Source organism: Paenibacillus periandrae (genome assembly GCF_022458865.1).
Classification (GTDB): domain Bacteria; phylum Bacillota; class Bacilli; order Paenibacillales; family NBRC-103111; genus Paenibacillus_S; species Paenibacillus_S periandrae.
This window is the reverse complement of record NZ_JAJNMU010000009.1, coordinates 158,866-175,617: the sequence shown is the minus strand read 5'-3', so window position 1 is coordinate 175,617 and position 16,752 is coordinate 158,866. Positions and strand designations below refer to the sequence as shown.

The 16,752-nt window shown below is 45.8% G+C and carries 13 protein-coding genes; 3 read left to right on the top strand and 10 right to left on the bottom strand.

Annotation, left to right across the window (positions count from 1 at the left end):
- Positions 1–27: 27 nt before the first annotated feature.
- The 5 genes from LRL21_RS16685 to LRL21_RS16665 all read right to left on the bottom strand — a co-directional run bounded on the left by LRL21_RS16685 (position 28) and on the right by LRL21_RS16665 (position 5,390).
- Complete coding sequence (locus LRL21_RS16685; RefSeq protein WP_240416933.1) at positions 28–489, bottom strand: N-acetyltransferase; 462 nt, start codon at positions 487–489, stop codon at positions 28–30.
- Positions 490–579: 90 nt separating this feature from the next.
- Positions 580–1,743 (bottom strand): radical SAM family heme chaperone HemW, encoded by a 1,164-nt coding sequence (gene hemW, locus LRL21_RS16680; RefSeq protein ID WP_240416932.1) that lies wholly within the window; start codon positions 1,741–1,743, stop codon positions 580–582.
- Between the two features lie 99 nt (positions 1,744–1,842).
- On the bottom strand, positions 1,843–3,654 hold the full coding sequence (lepA, locus tag LRL21_RS16675) for a translation elongation factor 4 (protein WP_240416931.1): 1,812 nt from the start codon (positions 3,652–3,654) through the stop codon (positions 1,843–1,845).
- Positions 3,655–3,750: 96 nt separating this feature from the next.
- Positions 3,751–4,125, bottom strand: a complete 375-nt coding sequence (locus LRL21_RS16670; protein WP_240416930.1) for a hypothetical protein — start codon at positions 4,123–4,125, stop codon at positions 3,751–3,753.
- A 23-nt stretch (positions 4,126–4,148) separates the two neighbouring features.
- Positions 4,149–5,390 carry a stage II sporulation protein P gene (locus LRL21_RS16665; protein ID WP_240416929.1) on the bottom strand — a complete coding sequence of 414 codons (1,242 nt, stop codon included), beginning with the start codon at positions 5,388–5,390 and terminating at the stop codon, positions 4,149–4,151.
- 206 nt (positions 5,391–5,596) lie between these two features.
- Between LRL21_RS16665 and LRL21_RS16660 the strand changes: the two genes are divergently transcribed.
- Positions 5,597–7,306, top strand: coding sequence for a methyl-accepting chemotaxis protein (locus tag LRL21_RS16660; RefSeq protein WP_240416928.1), 1,710 nt, complete (start codon positions 5,597–5,599; stop codon positions 7,304–7,306).
- 106 nt (positions 7,307–7,412) lie between these two features.
- Here the strand turns inward: LRL21_RS16660 and gpr are convergent, their stop codons facing one another.
- Positions 7,413–8,405, bottom strand: coding sequence for a GPR endopeptidase (gpr, locus tag LRL21_RS16655; protein ID WP_240416927.1), 993 nt, complete (start codon positions 8,403–8,405; stop codon positions 7,413–7,415).
- Between the two features lie 198 nt (positions 8,406–8,603).
- Here gpr and rpsT point away from each other — a divergent pair, with 198 nt between their 5' ends.
- Positions 8,604–8,876, top strand: a complete 273-nt coding sequence (rpsT, locus tag LRL21_RS16650; RefSeq protein ID WP_240416926.1) for a 30S ribosomal protein S20 — start codon at positions 8,604–8,606, stop codon at positions 8,874–8,876.
- Between the two features lie 193 nt (positions 8,877–9,069).
- Here the strand turns inward: rpsT and holA are convergent, their stop codons facing one another.
- The 3 genes from holA to LRL21_RS16635 form a co-directional block, all read right to left on the bottom strand.
- Entirely contained in the window at positions 9,070–10,089 is a 1,020-nt protein-coding gene (holA, locus tag LRL21_RS16645) for a DNA polymerase III subunit delta (protein WP_240416925.1), read from the bottom strand.
- 253 nt (positions 10,090–10,342) lie between these two features.
- Positions 10,343–11,752, bottom strand: coding sequence for an anti-sigma factor family protein (locus LRL21_RS16640; RefSeq protein WP_240416924.1), 1,410 nt, complete (start codon positions 11,750–11,752; stop codon positions 10,343–10,345).
- A 127-nt stretch (positions 11,753–11,879) separates the two neighbouring features.
- Positions 11,880–12,437, bottom strand: a complete 558-nt coding sequence (locus LRL21_RS16635; protein WP_076230084.1) for an RNA polymerase sigma factor — start codon at positions 12,435–12,437, stop codon at positions 11,880–11,882.
- A 411-nt stretch (positions 12,438–12,848) separates the two neighbouring features.
- Between LRL21_RS16635 and LRL21_RS16630 the strand changes: the two genes are divergently transcribed.
- Positions 12,849–13,994, top strand: coding sequence for a DUF2264 domain-containing protein (locus LRL21_RS16630; RefSeq protein ID WP_240416923.1), 1,146 nt, complete (start codon positions 12,849–12,851; stop codon positions 13,992–13,994).
- Between the two features lie 72 nt (positions 13,995–14,066).
- Here LRL21_RS16630 and LRL21_RS16625 read toward each other — a convergent pair whose 3' ends face one another.
- Positions 14,067–16,721, bottom strand: a complete 2,655-nt coding sequence (locus tag LRL21_RS16625) for a DNA internalization-related competence protein ComEC/Rec2 (RefSeq protein WP_240416922.1) — start codon at positions 16,719–16,721, stop codon at positions 14,067–14,069.
- Positions 16,722–16,752 lie beyond the last annotated feature (31 nt).

Sequence of the window (16,752 nt, the reverse complement as noted above, 5' to 3'; positions counted from 1 at the left end):
ATAACAGACCCGGAGGTCTGTGTCAAGTCAATCCAGCCGCTTCAAAACGGCAATTTCGTCACAGCAGTGCTGCTTTTTGCAATGAATACAGTCGCGCCATACTTTCTCGGGGAAAATTTCTTTTTCCACCACGGTAAACCCGTTTCTTTCGAAGAACCGCACTTCATACGTCAATGCCATAATTTTTGGGATGTGTTGAGCTCTTGCCTCATCTGTCAGAAAGTCAACCAGTGCATTCCCGATGCCCTTACCCTTGTAGCCCTGCGTTACCCCAAGCGAACGGATCTCCACCAAATCCTGACCCAATCGTGTAAGAGAACCGCAGCCAACCAACCGTTCCTCTATAAAAGCTACAACAAAGGTATCAATCTGTGCAAGCAGCACCTCTCGCGACCTCGGCAGCATAATTCCTTGTTCCGCATAACCTTGAATAATATCAAATAAAATATCAACGTCGTCAGGCGTTGCCTTTCTGCATACAACAGTCATTAGAAAAACCACCATTCACAAAAAAATTAATATGAATAAATATACAACAAGACGTATAAAATATCCATCAAAAATTTTTCCGCAAACTCCCTATTCAACCGAAATGCTTAGAAACGCACCGAATACTTCGTTACCCATCAGCACACCCTGCTCGGTCAATCGATATCCATCCTCTGTACTGGTCAGCAGCTTCTGGTCCATCAATTTATTCAAATGACTGCCAAACACAGCATCCAGCTCCAATCCAAATTGACGTCTGAAGTCAGCTCGCTTCACTCCACTCAACAGCCGTAGGCCGACCATCATAAAGTCCTCAATCGCCTCTTGCTCACTGATCGCATACTCCTCCAATAATGGACGGCCTTGCTGTGTTTCATCGATATACGCCTGAACACCTTTGATGTTCACATGACGATTCCCGTGCATATAGCCATGCGCACCAGCTCCCAGACCATAATAGCTGCGATTCAGCCAGTACATGCTGTTATGGCGGCTTTCCTTACCAGGCTTGGCAAAATTACTGATTTCGTATTGTGAATACCCAGCCTCCTTCAAACGTTTCATAATCAGCAGGAACATATTCAGCTCATCATCTTCATCAGGAAGCGGCAGCAGGTTTTTTTGATACAAATTGTGGAACAACGTATTCTCCTCAACCTTGAGACCATAAATCGAATAATGCGGCAGCCCAAGCGCAAGCGCTTTGTCCAGAGAATCATTCATAGCGGCAACCGTCTGATTGGGCAGTCCAAACATTAAATCAATCGACATATTCGTAAAGCCGACCTGCCGCGCATTCTCAATACTGCGATATACATCATCTGTATTATGAATTCGACCGATTCCTTCCAGCAGCGCATTGTCGAAGGATTGCACACCAAAGCTGATCCGGTTCACGCCTCCTTCCTTCATGGCCTGCAGCTTTTCCTTATCCGTCGTTCCCGGATTGGCCTCCATAGAAAATTCAAGCTCAGCAGACTTATGAGGAAAATAAGTATGCACCCTTTTCAGGAAGCTTTCCATTTGATCAGGCAGCAGAACGGTCGGTGTACCCCCTCCGACGAAGATCGTTTGGATCTCACCCGGCGGAATCCGTTTCACCGTTTGCTCCATTTCCCGCTCCAATGCATCGAGGTAGTCCATTACCGGCTGACCCTTCAATATATAAGAATTAAAATCGCAATAGTGACATTTATTGGTGCAAAATGGAATGTGTATATATAATGCTTGTGGTGTCTCCTCACGCTGAATCATCCGTTTTCTCCTTTCCGCGGAACACGTAATAGCAGCCTGCTTCTATGACGCCAAAAGCAGGTGCTCAGACAAGCACCTGCTCTTGCATCGCCTTACCTGCTACTCATCCAGCCTCAGCACGGCCATAAACGCTTCTTGCGGTACTTCAACGTTACCAACCTGCTTCATCCGCTTTTTACCTTCTTTTTGTTTGTCCAGAAGTTTTCTTTTACGGGAAATATCACCGCCGTAGCATTTGGCAAGTACGTTTTTACGCATCGCTTTAACGGTTTCACGCGAAATGATTTTTTGACCAATCGCTGCCTGAATCGGCACCTCAAACATTTGCCTCGGTATAAGCTCCTTCAGCTTTTCACAAATAATGCGCCCGCGATTGAAGGCCCGGTCTCTATGCACAATGAAAGATAAAGCATCCACCTGCTCACCATTAAGCAGGATGTCCATTTTGACCAGATTGGACTGCTTGTACCCTGACAACACATAGTCAAATGAAGCATAGCCTTTGGTGCTTGATTTCAGCTGATCAAAAAAATCATACACAATTTCGGACAACGGAATGTTATAAGAAAGCGTAACACGCGTGGCGTCCAAGTATTCCATATTTATAAATTCACCGCGTTTACTTTGGCACAATTCCATAATGGCACCCACAAAATCATTAGGTACAATTATAGATGCGACTACGTAAGGCTCTTCCACGTAATCAATTTTGCCTGTCTCCGGGAACATCGATGGATTATCGATCGTTAGCACTTCACCGTTGGTCTGAGTCACTTTAAAAATAACGCTCGGTGCTGTCGTAATCAGTGGAATGTTGAACTCACGCTCAATCCGCTCCTGAATAACGTCCATGTGCAGCAAGCCCAGGAAACCGCAGCGGAAGCCAAAGCCTAGTGCCGTCGAGCTCTCTGGCTCAAAGCTCAATGAAGCATCATTCAATTGCAGCTTTCCGAGCGCCTCTCGAAGATCGTTATATTCCGTACTCTCAATCGGATACAATCCGCAGAATACCATCGGATTGATCTTCCGGTAGCCGGGAAGCGCCTCTGGAGCCGGATTTTTGGCATCCGTTACGGTATCCCCGACCCGCGTGTCGCCAACATGCTTAATCCCCGCAACGATGAAGCCAACGTCCCCTATATTTAAGGTGTCGACAATCGTCATTCTTGGCATAAACGCCCCTACCTCAATGACCTCAAAAACTTTATCCGTAGCCATAAACTTGATCTTGGAGCCTGCTTTAATAGCTCCGTCAATGACACGAACATATACGATAACACCTTTGTAGGGATCATAATGTGAGTCGAAAATAAGCGCTTTTAGCGGCTGCCCGGAATCACCTGAAGGCGCTGGGACCTTTTGGACTACCTGCTCCAAAATTTCCTTGATCCCTATTCCCGCCTTGGCCGATGCTAACACCGCCTCGCTTGCGTCCAGACCGATCACTTCTTCGATTTCCTGCTTGACCCGTTCAGGATCAGCGCTCGGCAAATCGATTTTATTAATAACAGGTAAGATTTCCAGGTTATTATCCAATGCCAGATACACATTTGCGAGCGTTTGCGCCTCTATCCCCTGTGCGGCATCTACTACCAACAACGCACCCTCACAGGCTGCTAGACTCCGTGATACCTCGTACGTAAAGTCGACATGCCCTGGTGTATCAATCAAATTCAAAATATAGGTTTCCCCGTCATCAGCGCGGTATTCCAAACGAACGGCCTGCAGCTTAATGGTAATACCCCGCTCACGCTCCAGATCCATCTGATCCAGCACTTGTTCCTGCATTTCTCTTGATGAAAGAGCACCCGTATATTCCAATATCCGGTCGGCCAATGTCGATTTCCCGTGGTCGATATGGGCAATTATTGAAAAGTTTCTAATCATTTTCTGTCTGGCATGAATATCCATGTAAGTTGACCCTCACTAACCTGCAAATTTAACAATTCTTCTAATTATAGCAGGTGTGTCGTTTTGCGGCAATGGAGTCACCTTCGTATTCATACCTTAAGCGGTAATCGCCTCAAATAAGGCAACAACCCCCTGGATACCATAATGCGCCAGTATTTGCAGAAGACCGCCAATCTTGTTACCCAAACGTCCGACACCTGTTGCTTTGCTGATCACAGTCCGCTGTTCTTCGGACTCTACTTTTTCTTTCACAGTCGTTTCCTTGGATGCCTCATCCACATTTGTCTTATCAGGCTCGGCTTTTACTTGTAATGCAGACTCTGTAGATTCAGGTTCTCTCTGCTGTGCAGCTTCTATAACCACTGGTTCGTGACTTCTCTCAACAGCTCGATTAACCAGCATCAATCCTACAAAAATGCAAAAGCCCGTCACAAACCCGATCACCATCAGCCTCACATACAGCTTGTCCATGCTCCTGCTCCTCCACTACTTGCCTACTTCGCCTGTGTATTCGCTCCATCAACCTTCTTCACGTTCAGCACAACCTCGGCTATTGCTGCTGCCAGCGCATCTGCAGTCCGGTAGCACTCCTCGAGGGAATTATCTACACCACCAACCTCGATCAGTACGCTGTTCGCTGAAAAATTTTGATTGTACACACCATTGCCTTCCGCAGCTTTGGCAAACGAGCCTTTGGAGATCCCCGGGAACTTGGCTTCGATAGCTTGATGAATTTGTGAAGCAAACTGTTCATTTTCTTTCCAGTTCGGGTTTTTGCCTCCAATAATAAAATAGAGCTGCGCATAATCCTTACCGTTGATCCGAACCGTCGTTTTTTCCCGCCTTTGGGAGTCCCGATGGATATCAAAATAGTATTTCAGATCCGGATGGGATGCGCTTGCTTCCTGCAAGGTTTTCAAAGAATACTTATAGGAAAAATAATAATTAAAGCTTTTTTCTATTGCAGGATAATTTTTGTCAGAGTGAACAGCACCGATACCCTCCTGTTCCAATTTTTGCGCTAACCGCAGCCCAACCTTGGTCACATTAGTCTGAGGATCGTAGGCCTTGTCTGGGTCCTTAACACCATCGAGCTCAGGTAAATACGATTCCTGATTGTGAGACTGATAAATGAATGCAACATTTCTGCCTGCGGTTCGTGGGGGCTGAGCTGTAGGCGGAATTATCTTGGTCTCTCCCTGTGTCGTTTCGCCTACTTCCGGAAGCGGAGATGGATTAGCAGTAATTGAACCCTCCCCGCCCTCTCCATTTTTGGGAATAACATCTGCCTTCGGTCCATAATCTTCTGGCCCGTCATCTCCTGTCTGTACCCCCTTACGCAGCACAACTGAACGATCCTGAGACATACCGGGCATTTCACGGGAAATAAAGGTTTTGGGATCCTTCCAATTCAAATCTGTGACGAGCGTAAATAGAAAACCGGAAACATTAGATTGCGAGAAGGTAAAGGTTTGCCGATCTGTCTGCATATGCGGCATTTCCATCCCAAGCATGTCCAAAAAAAATCGACTTGAAACCGACGAAGCCAAACCCTTCATCGATGAATTCGGTGTCGTATTCGTCAGCTTGGCCTGAGCAAAGCCCAAAAGACCAAACGCCGCAAAAAACATCACACACCCCATTAGCAGTGTGGCCATAATGCGGAAATATACAGCCAGACCTTGTCCTATTGTACGATGTTTATTTACATCCACAGTAACCTCTGTCCACTTCAATTCTGCATCCTCCTCCACCCTAAAACCCACATCATGGATTTGTAGTCGTGCTCCATTCTCTAGTAACAAATCTATGAGCAGTTGGTAGGATCTAGAACGAAAAGATTTCATTTCTTCCTCTATTGAATCTTGAATGGACTCTAATGGATTCGTGATATAATATCGGTAGTTTCCAATTTAGCTATGTCAGACGAAAGGGGCTTGTCATGAAAAACTTACCGTTAAAGTGGAAAATGCTAATGGGATTTGGGGTATTAATCTTTTTTCTGGGAGGCGTCATCGGATTTAATTACATCATGCTCAGCCAGATCAAGCAGACTACACAGCACCAGTTGAATTCAGTGAATACTTCCAAACTCGCATTGCAGTTCAAAAATATGATCGGTCAATTGTACAGCAGTCAGGCTGACCTGATTATTAATGAAAATGAAGGCTCCATCACTGTTTACGAGCAGGACACACGAACGATCAATAGCCAATTGGCTGATATCCAAAAGGCTGCCAGCAATGATCAGGAAAAGCTGTGGGCTGTGGAAATTGCTACGGAAACCACCGCTTATCTTTCTACCTTTGATAGAGTAAAGGCTGCCTATGATCAAAGAAAAACCATGAACGCCGATACATTAAAAGCAACTTATAAGAAGCTTGATGATGAGACCGACATACATAAAGTAAAGCTGTACACCACTATAGATCGAATGATCACATACCATGATCAGGAGCTCTCTAATCAAAGCCAGCTGCTCCAGAACCATATCGATCAGGATATTCGGATTTCTTTGATCACACTGCCCGTGGCCATTATTGTGGGACTATTGTTCGCATTATTGCTTGCACGCATATTGACCAAGCCGATGGACCGATTGATTGAAGCGACGAAACAAGTAGCACTAGGTGACTTGACCGTCCATATTCGAGCGGATTCCACCGATGAAATAGGCAGATTGACAGGCTCCTTTGCAGAAATGGTAACGGATCTGCAGCATATCATTCGCGAGGTTGATGATCATGCCATTCAGGTATCCGCTTCCACAGAGCAGTTGACTGCCAGCGCTGATCAAACCAGTCAGGCCACCGAGCATATCGCCCAAACCATTCAGGTTATGGCCGTGGATAGCGATAAGCAGGTACGCAGTGTGAATGAAACCTCCGATGCCGTAACCACAATGAACGCAGGGATTCAACAAATTACAGAGCATACGAATCAGGCAGCTTCCTCCTCAGAGCTTGCTTCCACAAATGCCCATTCAGGCTTTCAAACGATTCAATCAGCGGTTCGGCAAATTCAATCGATACACGATACAATTGGAGACATGAATAGTGTCGTGCAGCGGTTAGCGCAACGTGTTAGTGAAATTGGTGATATGAACAAAGTGATTAATAGCATTGCTGTGCAAACGAATCTGTTGGCCTTAAATGCCGGGATAGAGGCGGCAAGAGCCGGAGAGCATGGAAAAGGCTTTGCTGTAGTTGCGGCAGAGGTTCGCAAGCTCGCGGAGCAAAGCGCCAGCTCCTCGAAGAAGGTTGAGAACATGATCGAAACGATACAGGAGGATACAGCAGCTGCGGTCCATAGCATGAATCTGGTAAGTTCGCAAATGACGGAAGGATTGGCAGCAGTTCAGTATGCCGGCAGCTCCTTTGCTGAAATTACCCAGGCTGTTGGTGAGGTCAATAATCGTATCCACAATGTCCATCAATCGCTGAAAGCGATATCTGCGAATACCGAGCAAATGGTTATCGCCATTAATGGGATTGTCTCGACTACAGAGGAAACAGCGGCAGGTGCACAAAATGTTTCCGCTGCAACTGAGCAGCAGCTGGCATCAATGGAAGAAGTTGCTCTCTCCTCGTTGAATCTCTCCAAAATGGCCGAGAACTTGAACAGCCTCGTCAAACGCTTCAAGATCGTTTGATTTCAGCAGCAGTAAATTTCCATGTATACCTAAAAACGCCAAGCTATGCGTTATTCCGGCCGCAGGCTTGGCGTTTTGTCATGTCATTCCATACAATCATAATAGACTAATGAGTATAGGCGGCTACATTATTCATCCCGACGACCTCATGCAGGGCGGCATTCAAGCCACTGGCAATAATATTGGCAATATCCTCAATAAATTCGTCAATCTCCTTTGGGGTGACCAACAGATCGTGTCCCAATGGACTTAACACTTCCTTAACCAGCAGCAGTCGCTCATCTTCCTTCATTTGGTCCAAAAGACCAAGAATTTCACCCGTATGAGCGGTTTGCTGCTGAAAATGCTTGTGCATCAGCTCAAACGCATTATTCACAATGGTGGAAGCAAACACGACGGTTGGCACTCCCACAGCAATGACAGGTACTCCGAGTGTGTCCAATGTCAAGCCCTTACGTTTGTTGCCAATCCCAGATCCCGGATGTATGCCTGTATCCGCGATCTGGATGGTCGTATTCACTCGCTCCAGAGAACGCGAGGCTAGTGCATCGATGGCAATGACCAGATCCGGCTTTGATTTTTCGACGATTCCCTGAATAATTTCACCGGTCTCAATTCCTGTCGTACCCAGAACACCAGGCGCTATAGCGCTCACAGGACGGTAACCCGGACTCACCTCTCCGGGCATTAGCTCAAAATAGTGGCGGGTGACCATCACATTTTCTACGACTAATGGTCCCAGAGCATCTGGAGTGACGTTCCAATTCCCCAAGCCCACAATCAATACCTTTGACATCGAATCGATTTGGAGCTTGGCCAAAAAGGATTCGAACTCTTTGGCAAAGACAGCTGCAACACGATCCTGGAGTACACTGTCTTTTTTTCTTAATTGAGGCACTTCTATGGTAATATAATGTCCAGGCAGCTTGCTTAATGCAGCAGAGCCCTCCTGAGACGTAATATCGGTGGTACTAACCGTGATTCCTTCATGCGTTTCTGATGACATATGAACACCGGGGATTGCCTTGCCTGAATTTGAAGCCATATCATGCGCCTCCAAAGCCAGGTCCGTACGAATTGTATATGCGCTTAGATCCATGCTGACATCTCCTTTTACATAGCTATGCCCGTAGTGTGTGAATGTACAGGCAGCCTTATGCAACAATTGTCGGAATCGTTGCGGATTGATCTATTGCAATTTGATATGGGCCGTGTTAGAATATCTAGAGTTGTCAACAAAAGGATCTTTCAAACAAGCACTATGGTTGATGCAAGTTGTATTAGGAGGTGAACGTCAATGCCGAACATTAAATCCGCGATTAAAAGAGTGAAAGTCAATGAGAAGCGTCGTCTACGCAACGCATCCCAGAAATCAAACCTTCGCACAGCAGTAAAGAGCTTTGAAACAGCTGCTGCTAGCAGCAATGTGGAAACAGCAACTGCAGCCCTGGTCACTGCCAGCAAAAAGCTGGATAAAGCAGCGTCCAAAGGCTTAATCCATAAAAATGCCGCAGCCCGTAAAAAGTCCCGCTTAGCGAAAAGACTTAACGCGCTTTCAGCACAAGCTTAATTAACCAATGCGAACAAATAAAAACGACCACTCCTTTGGGGGCAGGTCGTTTTTTTGAAGAGATAAGAATTTATATGTTTTCAGCAAAGCTGGACGATTCTTATCTCGCAGGAAAAGCTACATTTATAACACGGATGTATCTTCATCGAATAGGCTTCGAACAGAAGCTTTTCTTATAAATCCGGCACTCGCTTCAAGCAACGAGCTTTAACAAGAAAAGCTCCAGACCGATTGCTTTATCGATTTTACCGCTTTTCATTTGATAGTCAAGATCAGATAATTGATCTAAAATATGTAACAGCTGACTGACCTCGAAGCGGTTACTCTGTCCGGCTGCGATCTTGACTGCATAAGGATGCAAACTGATCTGCGATGCAATTTGCTGCTGTGAGTAGCCTTGCTGCTGCAAATCCTTTACCTGGTACATGATACGAAACTGTCTCGCTATCAAAGCCATGATCTTAATAGGCTCTTCCTTGCGCCGCAGAAGCTCAGCCAGCATCGTGAAGGCCTTGTCCAGTTTAAGCTGTACTATATGCTCAATCAGCAGAAAAATATTTTGTTCAATGCTTCGCGTCACCAATTGCTCTAATATATCACTCGTTATCGTGCCGCCGCGCCCTATATACATAGCGCATTTATCCAACTCACTCGATAAAGCCTGCAGATTCGTTCCCGTATACATAATAAATTGATCCTGAACACCAGGTGCAAAAGAAATGCCGACCTTGTCAGCCTCTCCCTTCACCCACTGTCCCAGATCGTCTGCCGATAAAGCAGCGCATGATATCAAATAATCTTTTTCCTTCAGTGATTTCACAAGCTTCTTGCGTTCATCAAGCTTTTCAGCACTTACTGTTAGAACGATAACGGAAAAATCGGCAGGGGATTTTAAATATTCCAGCAGCCGCTCGGGACTGTGTTCAACCTTTGAGCTGTCCTTGGACCCTGTCAAAAACAGTGCGTTTGTCGCTACGATCAACTTTCTTGGCCCAATAAAGGGTAACTCCTCAGCTTCTTCTATAACCCTATCTATCGAGGTTTCTGTCAAATCATACCTGGATACAGCAAACGCTGCATCCTGTGGATCAATAAGACGGCTCGTCAGCTTCTGTAAAAATTCCTGAATTAAATAGCCCTCTGTACCGTAACACACATACAGCGGCGCAAATGCACCTTTTTGAATACTCCTTAACGCGGTCTTGAAATCCATTGCTGCTCACCCATTTCTCTCTAAGCCTGTTTATATGAGCATTGTAACAACAACAAAGGGATTCCGTCAAAACCTTACGGTTCAGACATCATCCCTTTGCTGCCAAGCCCATCTATATAAACAATCGGGTTAAGGCTCTAGAAACCGTTCCCCGAGTGGTCATACGACGTTATGATTTCATTTCCAACCTAACCTATCATACGCAAGTGAAGAACAATGTGTGTTGGCTTGAATACGAAATATTTGTAAATGGTCACTTGGCTGCTTCCGATCGACTTACAGCGTTGATAGTGAAAGTCCTTGTGCTGGTTGGATTGCTTATCTGATAGGTCAGCTTGTAATCAGTCGTCCATTCCATCAATGTAATTTGTTCGGTATCCGCGGCTACATTCATCGATGTAAAGATGCTTTTTCCATTCTTATCACTTATAACGACTCGCTTCTCGCTAATGGCAGCCGTGTACGTCTTGTCAGCAGCAGCAAGACTGCTGGCTGCTTGAGCTTGCATGAACGAGAAGCTTTGATCCGCAGCTGGCGCCTCACCTATTTTGGATTTGGCCGCATTACTTTCATTGGCTGAAGCTGCGTTGCCGGTGCTTGGTTGGGCAACCTCTCCTGACCCAGCGCCAGAGTTTTTATCGGATGCAGCCGAAGATGCTGCATTACCACCGAATAAACCTGGTGCTGCCAAGCTGCTGCGTGGCGTCTCTGCCTGCGGAACAATCGCCTTGGCAGTTGGGTTATCCGCTTTAGCCGCTGGCTGCTGTGCTCCAAAGGTTAGAGGTTCTTTCAGTTGTCCGTCTCCTGTGCCCGCTTGCAGCGGAGTGGACGAAGATTTCGATAAAGTACTCTCACCTGTGCTTGGAGGAGTCATGATCTGACTGTCGGCTGCCGGGCTTTTTGGACTGGATGTCTGTGGAACCGCGCCTCCTATCTTATTGGAGCCCATGTTCGGTGCTGGCGTTGAGTTGCTAGCAGGCGTACTCGTAGTCGGAGCTACGGATGGAGTAACCAAATCTTTAGAAGATTGGGACGCACTGCTTTGTTCTTGCTGAAGTCCCTGCGCATTGCCGTTAACATCTGAAGCGATATCCGTAGGAGCCGTACTTTTGGAATCACTCATGCCTGACGCTGCAGGAGCTGCAGATTTTTCCCTAGAGCTTGCGCTGCTCGTTGAGGCGGATTTCGGAGCCATTAGGGCGCTATCAGCATTTTGCATATTGCTCTGCTCTTGCTGATTGAAAACAAAGAAACCGAGAATCAAACCAGCGGCAACTACACCACCAACGATTTTAGCTGAAACAAAGCCACGTGTCCGACTACGCCAATCTGTAGCTCGACTTACAGGTACAGTATCTTTGCGCACAGTCTGCGCAGCTGAGGATGGCAGCTCTGCTGGAACAGGGGATGAGATGTCGCGGGCTGCATATGCAGCATGATCCTCCATTGTCAAAGGAGTTGACACCATATCCATTTGCTGCAGCTTAGGCAGAATCGCATCTACCAGACTAAACGCAGGCGTAACCTTAGGCAAGCTTTCCAATTGCTCGGATACATTTAATAATCGCTCAAACAATTCTGAGCACTCCGGGCAATCCTGTATATGATCGAGCATTTGATTATATTCTATTTTATCGAGATCTTGATCGAGATATCTCTGCATCAGTTCGATCACCTCTTGGCAATTCATCCCGCACACTACCTTTCTAAAAGATTCACAACTGATATGTGACAGTGCACAACGCTACGCAGCATACCGACTAAGCTTGAAAATCAAGCCCGTTATCTGCTCATCCCCGGGTCGATTCGGTTGATGTTTTTTTGTAATCCTGCAACAACGTTTGCAACTGCTGCCTAGCCCTAAATAAATAGGATTTAACCGTGTTGATGGGCAAATCAAGTGATTCGGCAATTTCATTGTAGGAAAAATCCTGCAAATACCTAAGCACGACGACTGATCGATGATGTTCCGGCAGTTTATCAATGGCCTCTTTAATATCTTCGGCAATATATGCGGACATAACCTCTTGTTCAACTGTCTTTGTTTCTGTAAAGGTCAAATCAAACTGTTCAATGGAAACAGTAGGCTTGTTTTTCCTGAATTTATCTATACACAAATTGGTAACAATGCGCTGGACCCACGTTTTGAATTGCGCCTTTTCTTCATAAGAATTTATTTTTGTATAAATGCGTATCAAAGCTTCCTGCGCGGCATCCAAGGCGTCCTGCTCATTACCCAAAATGTAATATGCAGTTCGGTAAACATGATTTTCAATCTCACGCAGCAGGGTAATTAGAGCGTCGCGATCGCCCGACTGGGCAGCCTTGATCAAATCTGGCGCTACCACTGGGATCCCCCTCTCTTGCAACTATATAAACGAAACTATAATTAATAATGTTGCACAACAAAAATATAATTAGTTGTATTAAGAATATCAAATTTAAGTGCGAAGGTATACTCCAGCAGTTATTGGCTGAAATGGAAGTCTTGATTTTAAGTGATTAGTTGCCTGCAACATACAAACTATACACGTTCAACAAGCTGCCTGCCAACAACTAATATATAGATTTATACACTTTCTCCCTTATAGAACTTACCCAGAAACACCCTAGCTCCCAATATTTGTGCTAGAAAATGAAACTATATAATTTTTACACAAAGATAATTGTCATGTTCACCAATGACCCATGTATCTTTTTGTTATAAAATGATCAAAAGAGAACTTAATTGTCGAAACTATGTTGGAGGGAATCTCATCATGCCGGAAGCTCAGGAAGATCGAATTTATTGGATAGATACTTTAAGTCGAATTGCACAACCCGTGCTGTATCATTTGACCAACCGTCAGCTAAAAGAAAAAATGCCCGTCGAAGGAAAAACCAATGACAGGCCTATGTATACGCATTTAGAGGCATTAGCCCGCTTATTAACAGGAATGGCACCTTGGCTCGAAACTGGCAGCCGCGAGGGTGAAGAAGGACGTTTGAGACAGCATTACGCCGATCTTGCCAGACAAGCCATTGATGCGGGTACAGATCCCTCCTCTCCTGATTTCATGAATTTTTCCGAAGGTTATCAGCCTATTGTGGACGCGGCGTTTTTGGCTCATGCCATTTTACGGGCTCCCATAGAGCTATGGGAAAAGCTGGAGCCACGAGTACAACAGCAAGTAGTTGCAGCTTTGAAAGCAACCCGGACACGCAAGCCGGGGTTTAACAACTGGCTCTTGTTCGCAGCGATGATTGAAACCGCTCTTTTCCATGCTGGTGAAGATTGGGATCGGATGCGTGTCGATTATGCTATCAGGCAGCATGAACAATGGTATAAAGGTGATGGCATCTATGGGGACGGGCCGGAGTATCATGCGGATTATTACAACAGTTTTGTCATTCAACCCATGCTGGTTGATATCATTGAAGCTGTTGCCGGTGAAGATGAGGCTTGGGCTGCATTACAAGAACGCATCGTGAAGCGAGCCCAACGTTATGCTGTTCAACAAGAGCGCCTGATTTCACCTGAGGGCACGTTTCCGACACACGGTCGCTCACTAGCCTATCGATTTGGCGCTTTCCAGGTTTTGAGTCAAATCGCGCTGCGCAATGAGCTGGATGACAGTATAGAGCCAGCACAAGTTCGCTGCGCATTAACTGCGGTTATTCGACGGATGATTGAAGCTCCTGGTACATTTGATGAGAATGGCTGGTTGACTATCGGATTCTGCGGCCATCAACCGGAGGTTGGCGAGACGTATATATCTACAGGCAGCCTGTATTTATGTTCTGCCGTATTTTTGCCACTGGGATTAAGTGCGTCTGATCCTTTTTGGCAGGGACAAGCAGACTGGACAGGAAAGAAGGCATGGGCCGGCCAAGAAATTCCGATTGACAAGGCTTTGAAAGGTTAATTATTGAAAGGGACTCGCTCAAAATCAGAGCGAGTTTTTTGTTTATGTATATAGAATCATATTAACCCTTTATCAGTTCACTTCAAGCTTTGTCCTCACCTTTATCTCTCCGTTATGAATCAACATTTGCACTTCCCCCATTTTATCTGTGCGTACGATTTGAATATCATGCTGCTGCAGACGCTCTACAACGGTAGGATGCGGGTGACCATAAACATTGGTTGCACCGACTGATATAACCGCCATTTTAGGTGGATAGGCCTGAAGCCAGGTATTGGACGTAGAAGTCTTGCTTCCGTGGTGCGCAACCTTGAGCACATCAATAGGCCCCTGCATCATCAATTCATGCAAATTAAGCGGCATCTCCTTGGCAGCATGGGGGCTACTCGCACGGGTGTCAATGGGCTTGGCAGCAGCTGTCATTTGTGCTACAGCCGTTTCGGCAGCTTGATCCATATCTCCGGTAAATAGCCATCTTGTGTTATCCATACGCATCATGAACACAACCGACTGGCCATTTTGCTCTTTCTCAATACGCAGTCCCTCTGCAGCAGTGCTCGGTATTGGATGCAGCACCAATAGCTCCGTAGCCGCATCTATTTTTAGTGTGCTTCCGGCACTGGCTTTAACAAGCTTCACTTGTTTATCCAAGGCAGTCTGGAACAATTTTTCTACGGATGGGCCGGGTTTGAATGTACCATTGTACACAAGCTGCTTTACCGGTATTTGCTCCAATACTGCCTGCAAGCCACCGATATGATCGGCGTCCTCATGGGAGATGACTAAATAATCAATCTGCTGTATGCCGCGTTTTTTTAATAAAGGTACAAGCAGCTTGCCTCCCACTTCATACGGATTTTTGCGCAGCTTCCACTCCTCTCCCGGTTTATGAAAGCTTACTGTTCCACCACCATCAATCAAAATTACACTGCGACTTATCGGTGAACGTATTAATATGCTATCCCCCTGACCCACATCGATAAAATCCACATGCCCCTCCCCGACTGAATGCCACCGGTCAGGAATATAGGCATATACCAACAGGGCAATCAAGCTTATGCTTGCCAGAGGCAGCGGCAATTTTTTCTTCATCCAATTCCACTTCATTTGGCCATTTCTTTCAAGGTACCAGCCGGGTCGTACAGCCTTCAGCATAGGCTCAGCTGCTTTATGATGTTCGTTTTTCAAACGAATAAGCATCGCTACCAGAAAAGCGAGAACTATATAGTAACCAACCATCCAACCTATACTGGGGCTTGGCCAAATTGTTTGAAAGCCATCCCATTTGCTGGAGATCGAAACGACGAGAAACACCCAATCGTTGACCTTGGCGACAAGCCAAGCCAACGCCTGACCTGCAGGCACATAGATGAAGCCGATAACCAAAGCTGCAGTGCCTCCCGGCATCGTGACCATACTAAACACAGGGACCAGGCACAAATTGGCTGCCAGCGACAGCAGCGATAGTTGATTAAAATAATAAATCGATACCGGAAAAGAAATCAATTGAGCCACTAACGAGATCGAAAGTGTATTTTTCCATAGCTGCGAACGGATAGGCATAATGGTGTTAACAGGCGGTACTCCGACAATTAACCCTATGGTTACCAAAAATGAGAGCTGAAAGCTGACATCCAGTAAGTAATAGGGATCCCATAACAGCATGACAAAACCAACAAATAGAACGGAGTGCAAGCCGTCCTTTAATGTATGACGATACGCCGCATATAAACCGATCATCGCCATTAATCCTGCGCGAACAATAGATGGCGAGCCCCCAGTTAGAGCAATGTATAGCGGCATCAGTGCAATAGCTGTAAGGATGCAGGTCTCTCTCGTAAAACGTAATTTACGCAATACCCATAGCAAACAAGCAAGAAATACCGCAACATTTAATCCGGACACCGCTAAAATGTGTGTTAATCCAAGCTGTGAAAATTGCTGAAATTGAACAGGGTCCATATCATCAGTTAAACCGATCAGCATGCTTTGCATAAATCCTCCCTGAGCAGCAGGGAATATATCTGAAATCCGTTGCGCGAGAATCATTCGAAATTGATCATTCCAGCGTAATAGAGAATCCAGAGTCCATGTTTGTGGCTGTGTAACCTGCATGGATGCAATCCCTTTAACACTCACAATCCAATGAATATGCTGCAGCCTCAAGTAGTCGCGATAATCAAATCCGTCAAAATTCCGTGCTTCCGCTGGGAGCTTGACCACCCCTTGAAGAACGACTCGATCTGCCCTCTGCCAGGAATAGGCACGCTGCTGCTCCTCGCGGGTTAACAGCTTAACATTTACAGCTATCGGTTCTTCTACACGCTTAGGTTTTACGTCAAGCTTACTGGGCTCATCCACCCTTGTCTCCTGTTGTTTGCTTTCAACCATTAAAGTAAAGGATGCTTTATCCCCGTCAACCTCTACTCTCGATGCAATGAAGCCTGCCAGAATCATGCTGGCTTCTCCAGCTCCTTCTGCATCACGCGGCATTGAAATATCACTGCGATTGGATTGGTCATAATTCTCATAATAGCCTGCGCCAATCAACACAAGCAGTACTGCGCATACGCCTATTCTGAATTTCAAGCCCAGAACCCAATATATAATCATAGCTATTGCTAATAGTAAACTTACATATAGAGATAACCAATCAAGACTGAATAAATATGCCAATGCATAACCGCTAATCCACAGCAGCGTACATACTACGAGAGGTCGATTCATCCAGCAGCCTCCTCCATGAAATTATGGATAA

Coding starts and splice junctions, on each gene's coding strand:
- LRL21_RS16685 (WP_240416933.1), bottom strand. CDS start 489: ATGACTGTTGTATGCAGAAAGGCAACGCCTGACGACGTTGATATTTTA.
- hemW (WP_240416932.1), bottom strand. CDS start 1,743: ATGATTCAGCGTGAGGAGACACCACAAGCATTATATATACACATTCCA.
- lepA (WP_240416931.1), bottom strand. CDS start 3,654: ATGGATATTCATGCCAGACAGAAAATGATTAGAAACTTTTCAATAATT.
- LRL21_RS16670 (WP_240416930.1), bottom strand. CDS start 4,125: ATGGACAAGCTGTATGTGAGGCTGATGGTGATCGGGTTTGTGACGGGC.
- LRL21_RS16660 (WP_240416928.1), top strand. CDS start 5,597: ATGAAAAACTTACCGTTAAAGTGGAAAATGCTAATGGGATTTGGGGTA.
- gpr (WP_240416927.1), bottom strand. CDS start 8,405: ATGGATCTAAGCGCATATACAATTCGTACGGACCTGGCTTTGGAGGCG.
- rpsT (WP_240416926.1), top strand. CDS start 8,604: ATGCCGAACATTAAATCCGCGATTAAAAGAGTGAAAGTCAATGAGAAG.
- holA (WP_240416925.1), bottom strand. CDS start 10,089: ATGGATTTCAAGACCGCGTTAAGGAGTATTCAAAAAGGTGCATTTGCG.
- LRL21_RS16640 (WP_240416924.1), bottom strand. CDS start 11,752: ATGCAGAGATATCTCGATCAAGATCTCGATAAAATAGAATATAATCAA.
- LRL21_RS16630 (WP_240416923.1), top strand. CDS start 12,849: ATGCCGGAAGCTCAGGAAGATCGAATTTATTGGATAGATACTTTAAGT.
- LRL21_RS16625 (WP_240416922.1), bottom strand. CDS start 16,721: ATGAATCGACCTCTCGTAGTATGTACGCTGCTGTGGATTAGCGGTTAT.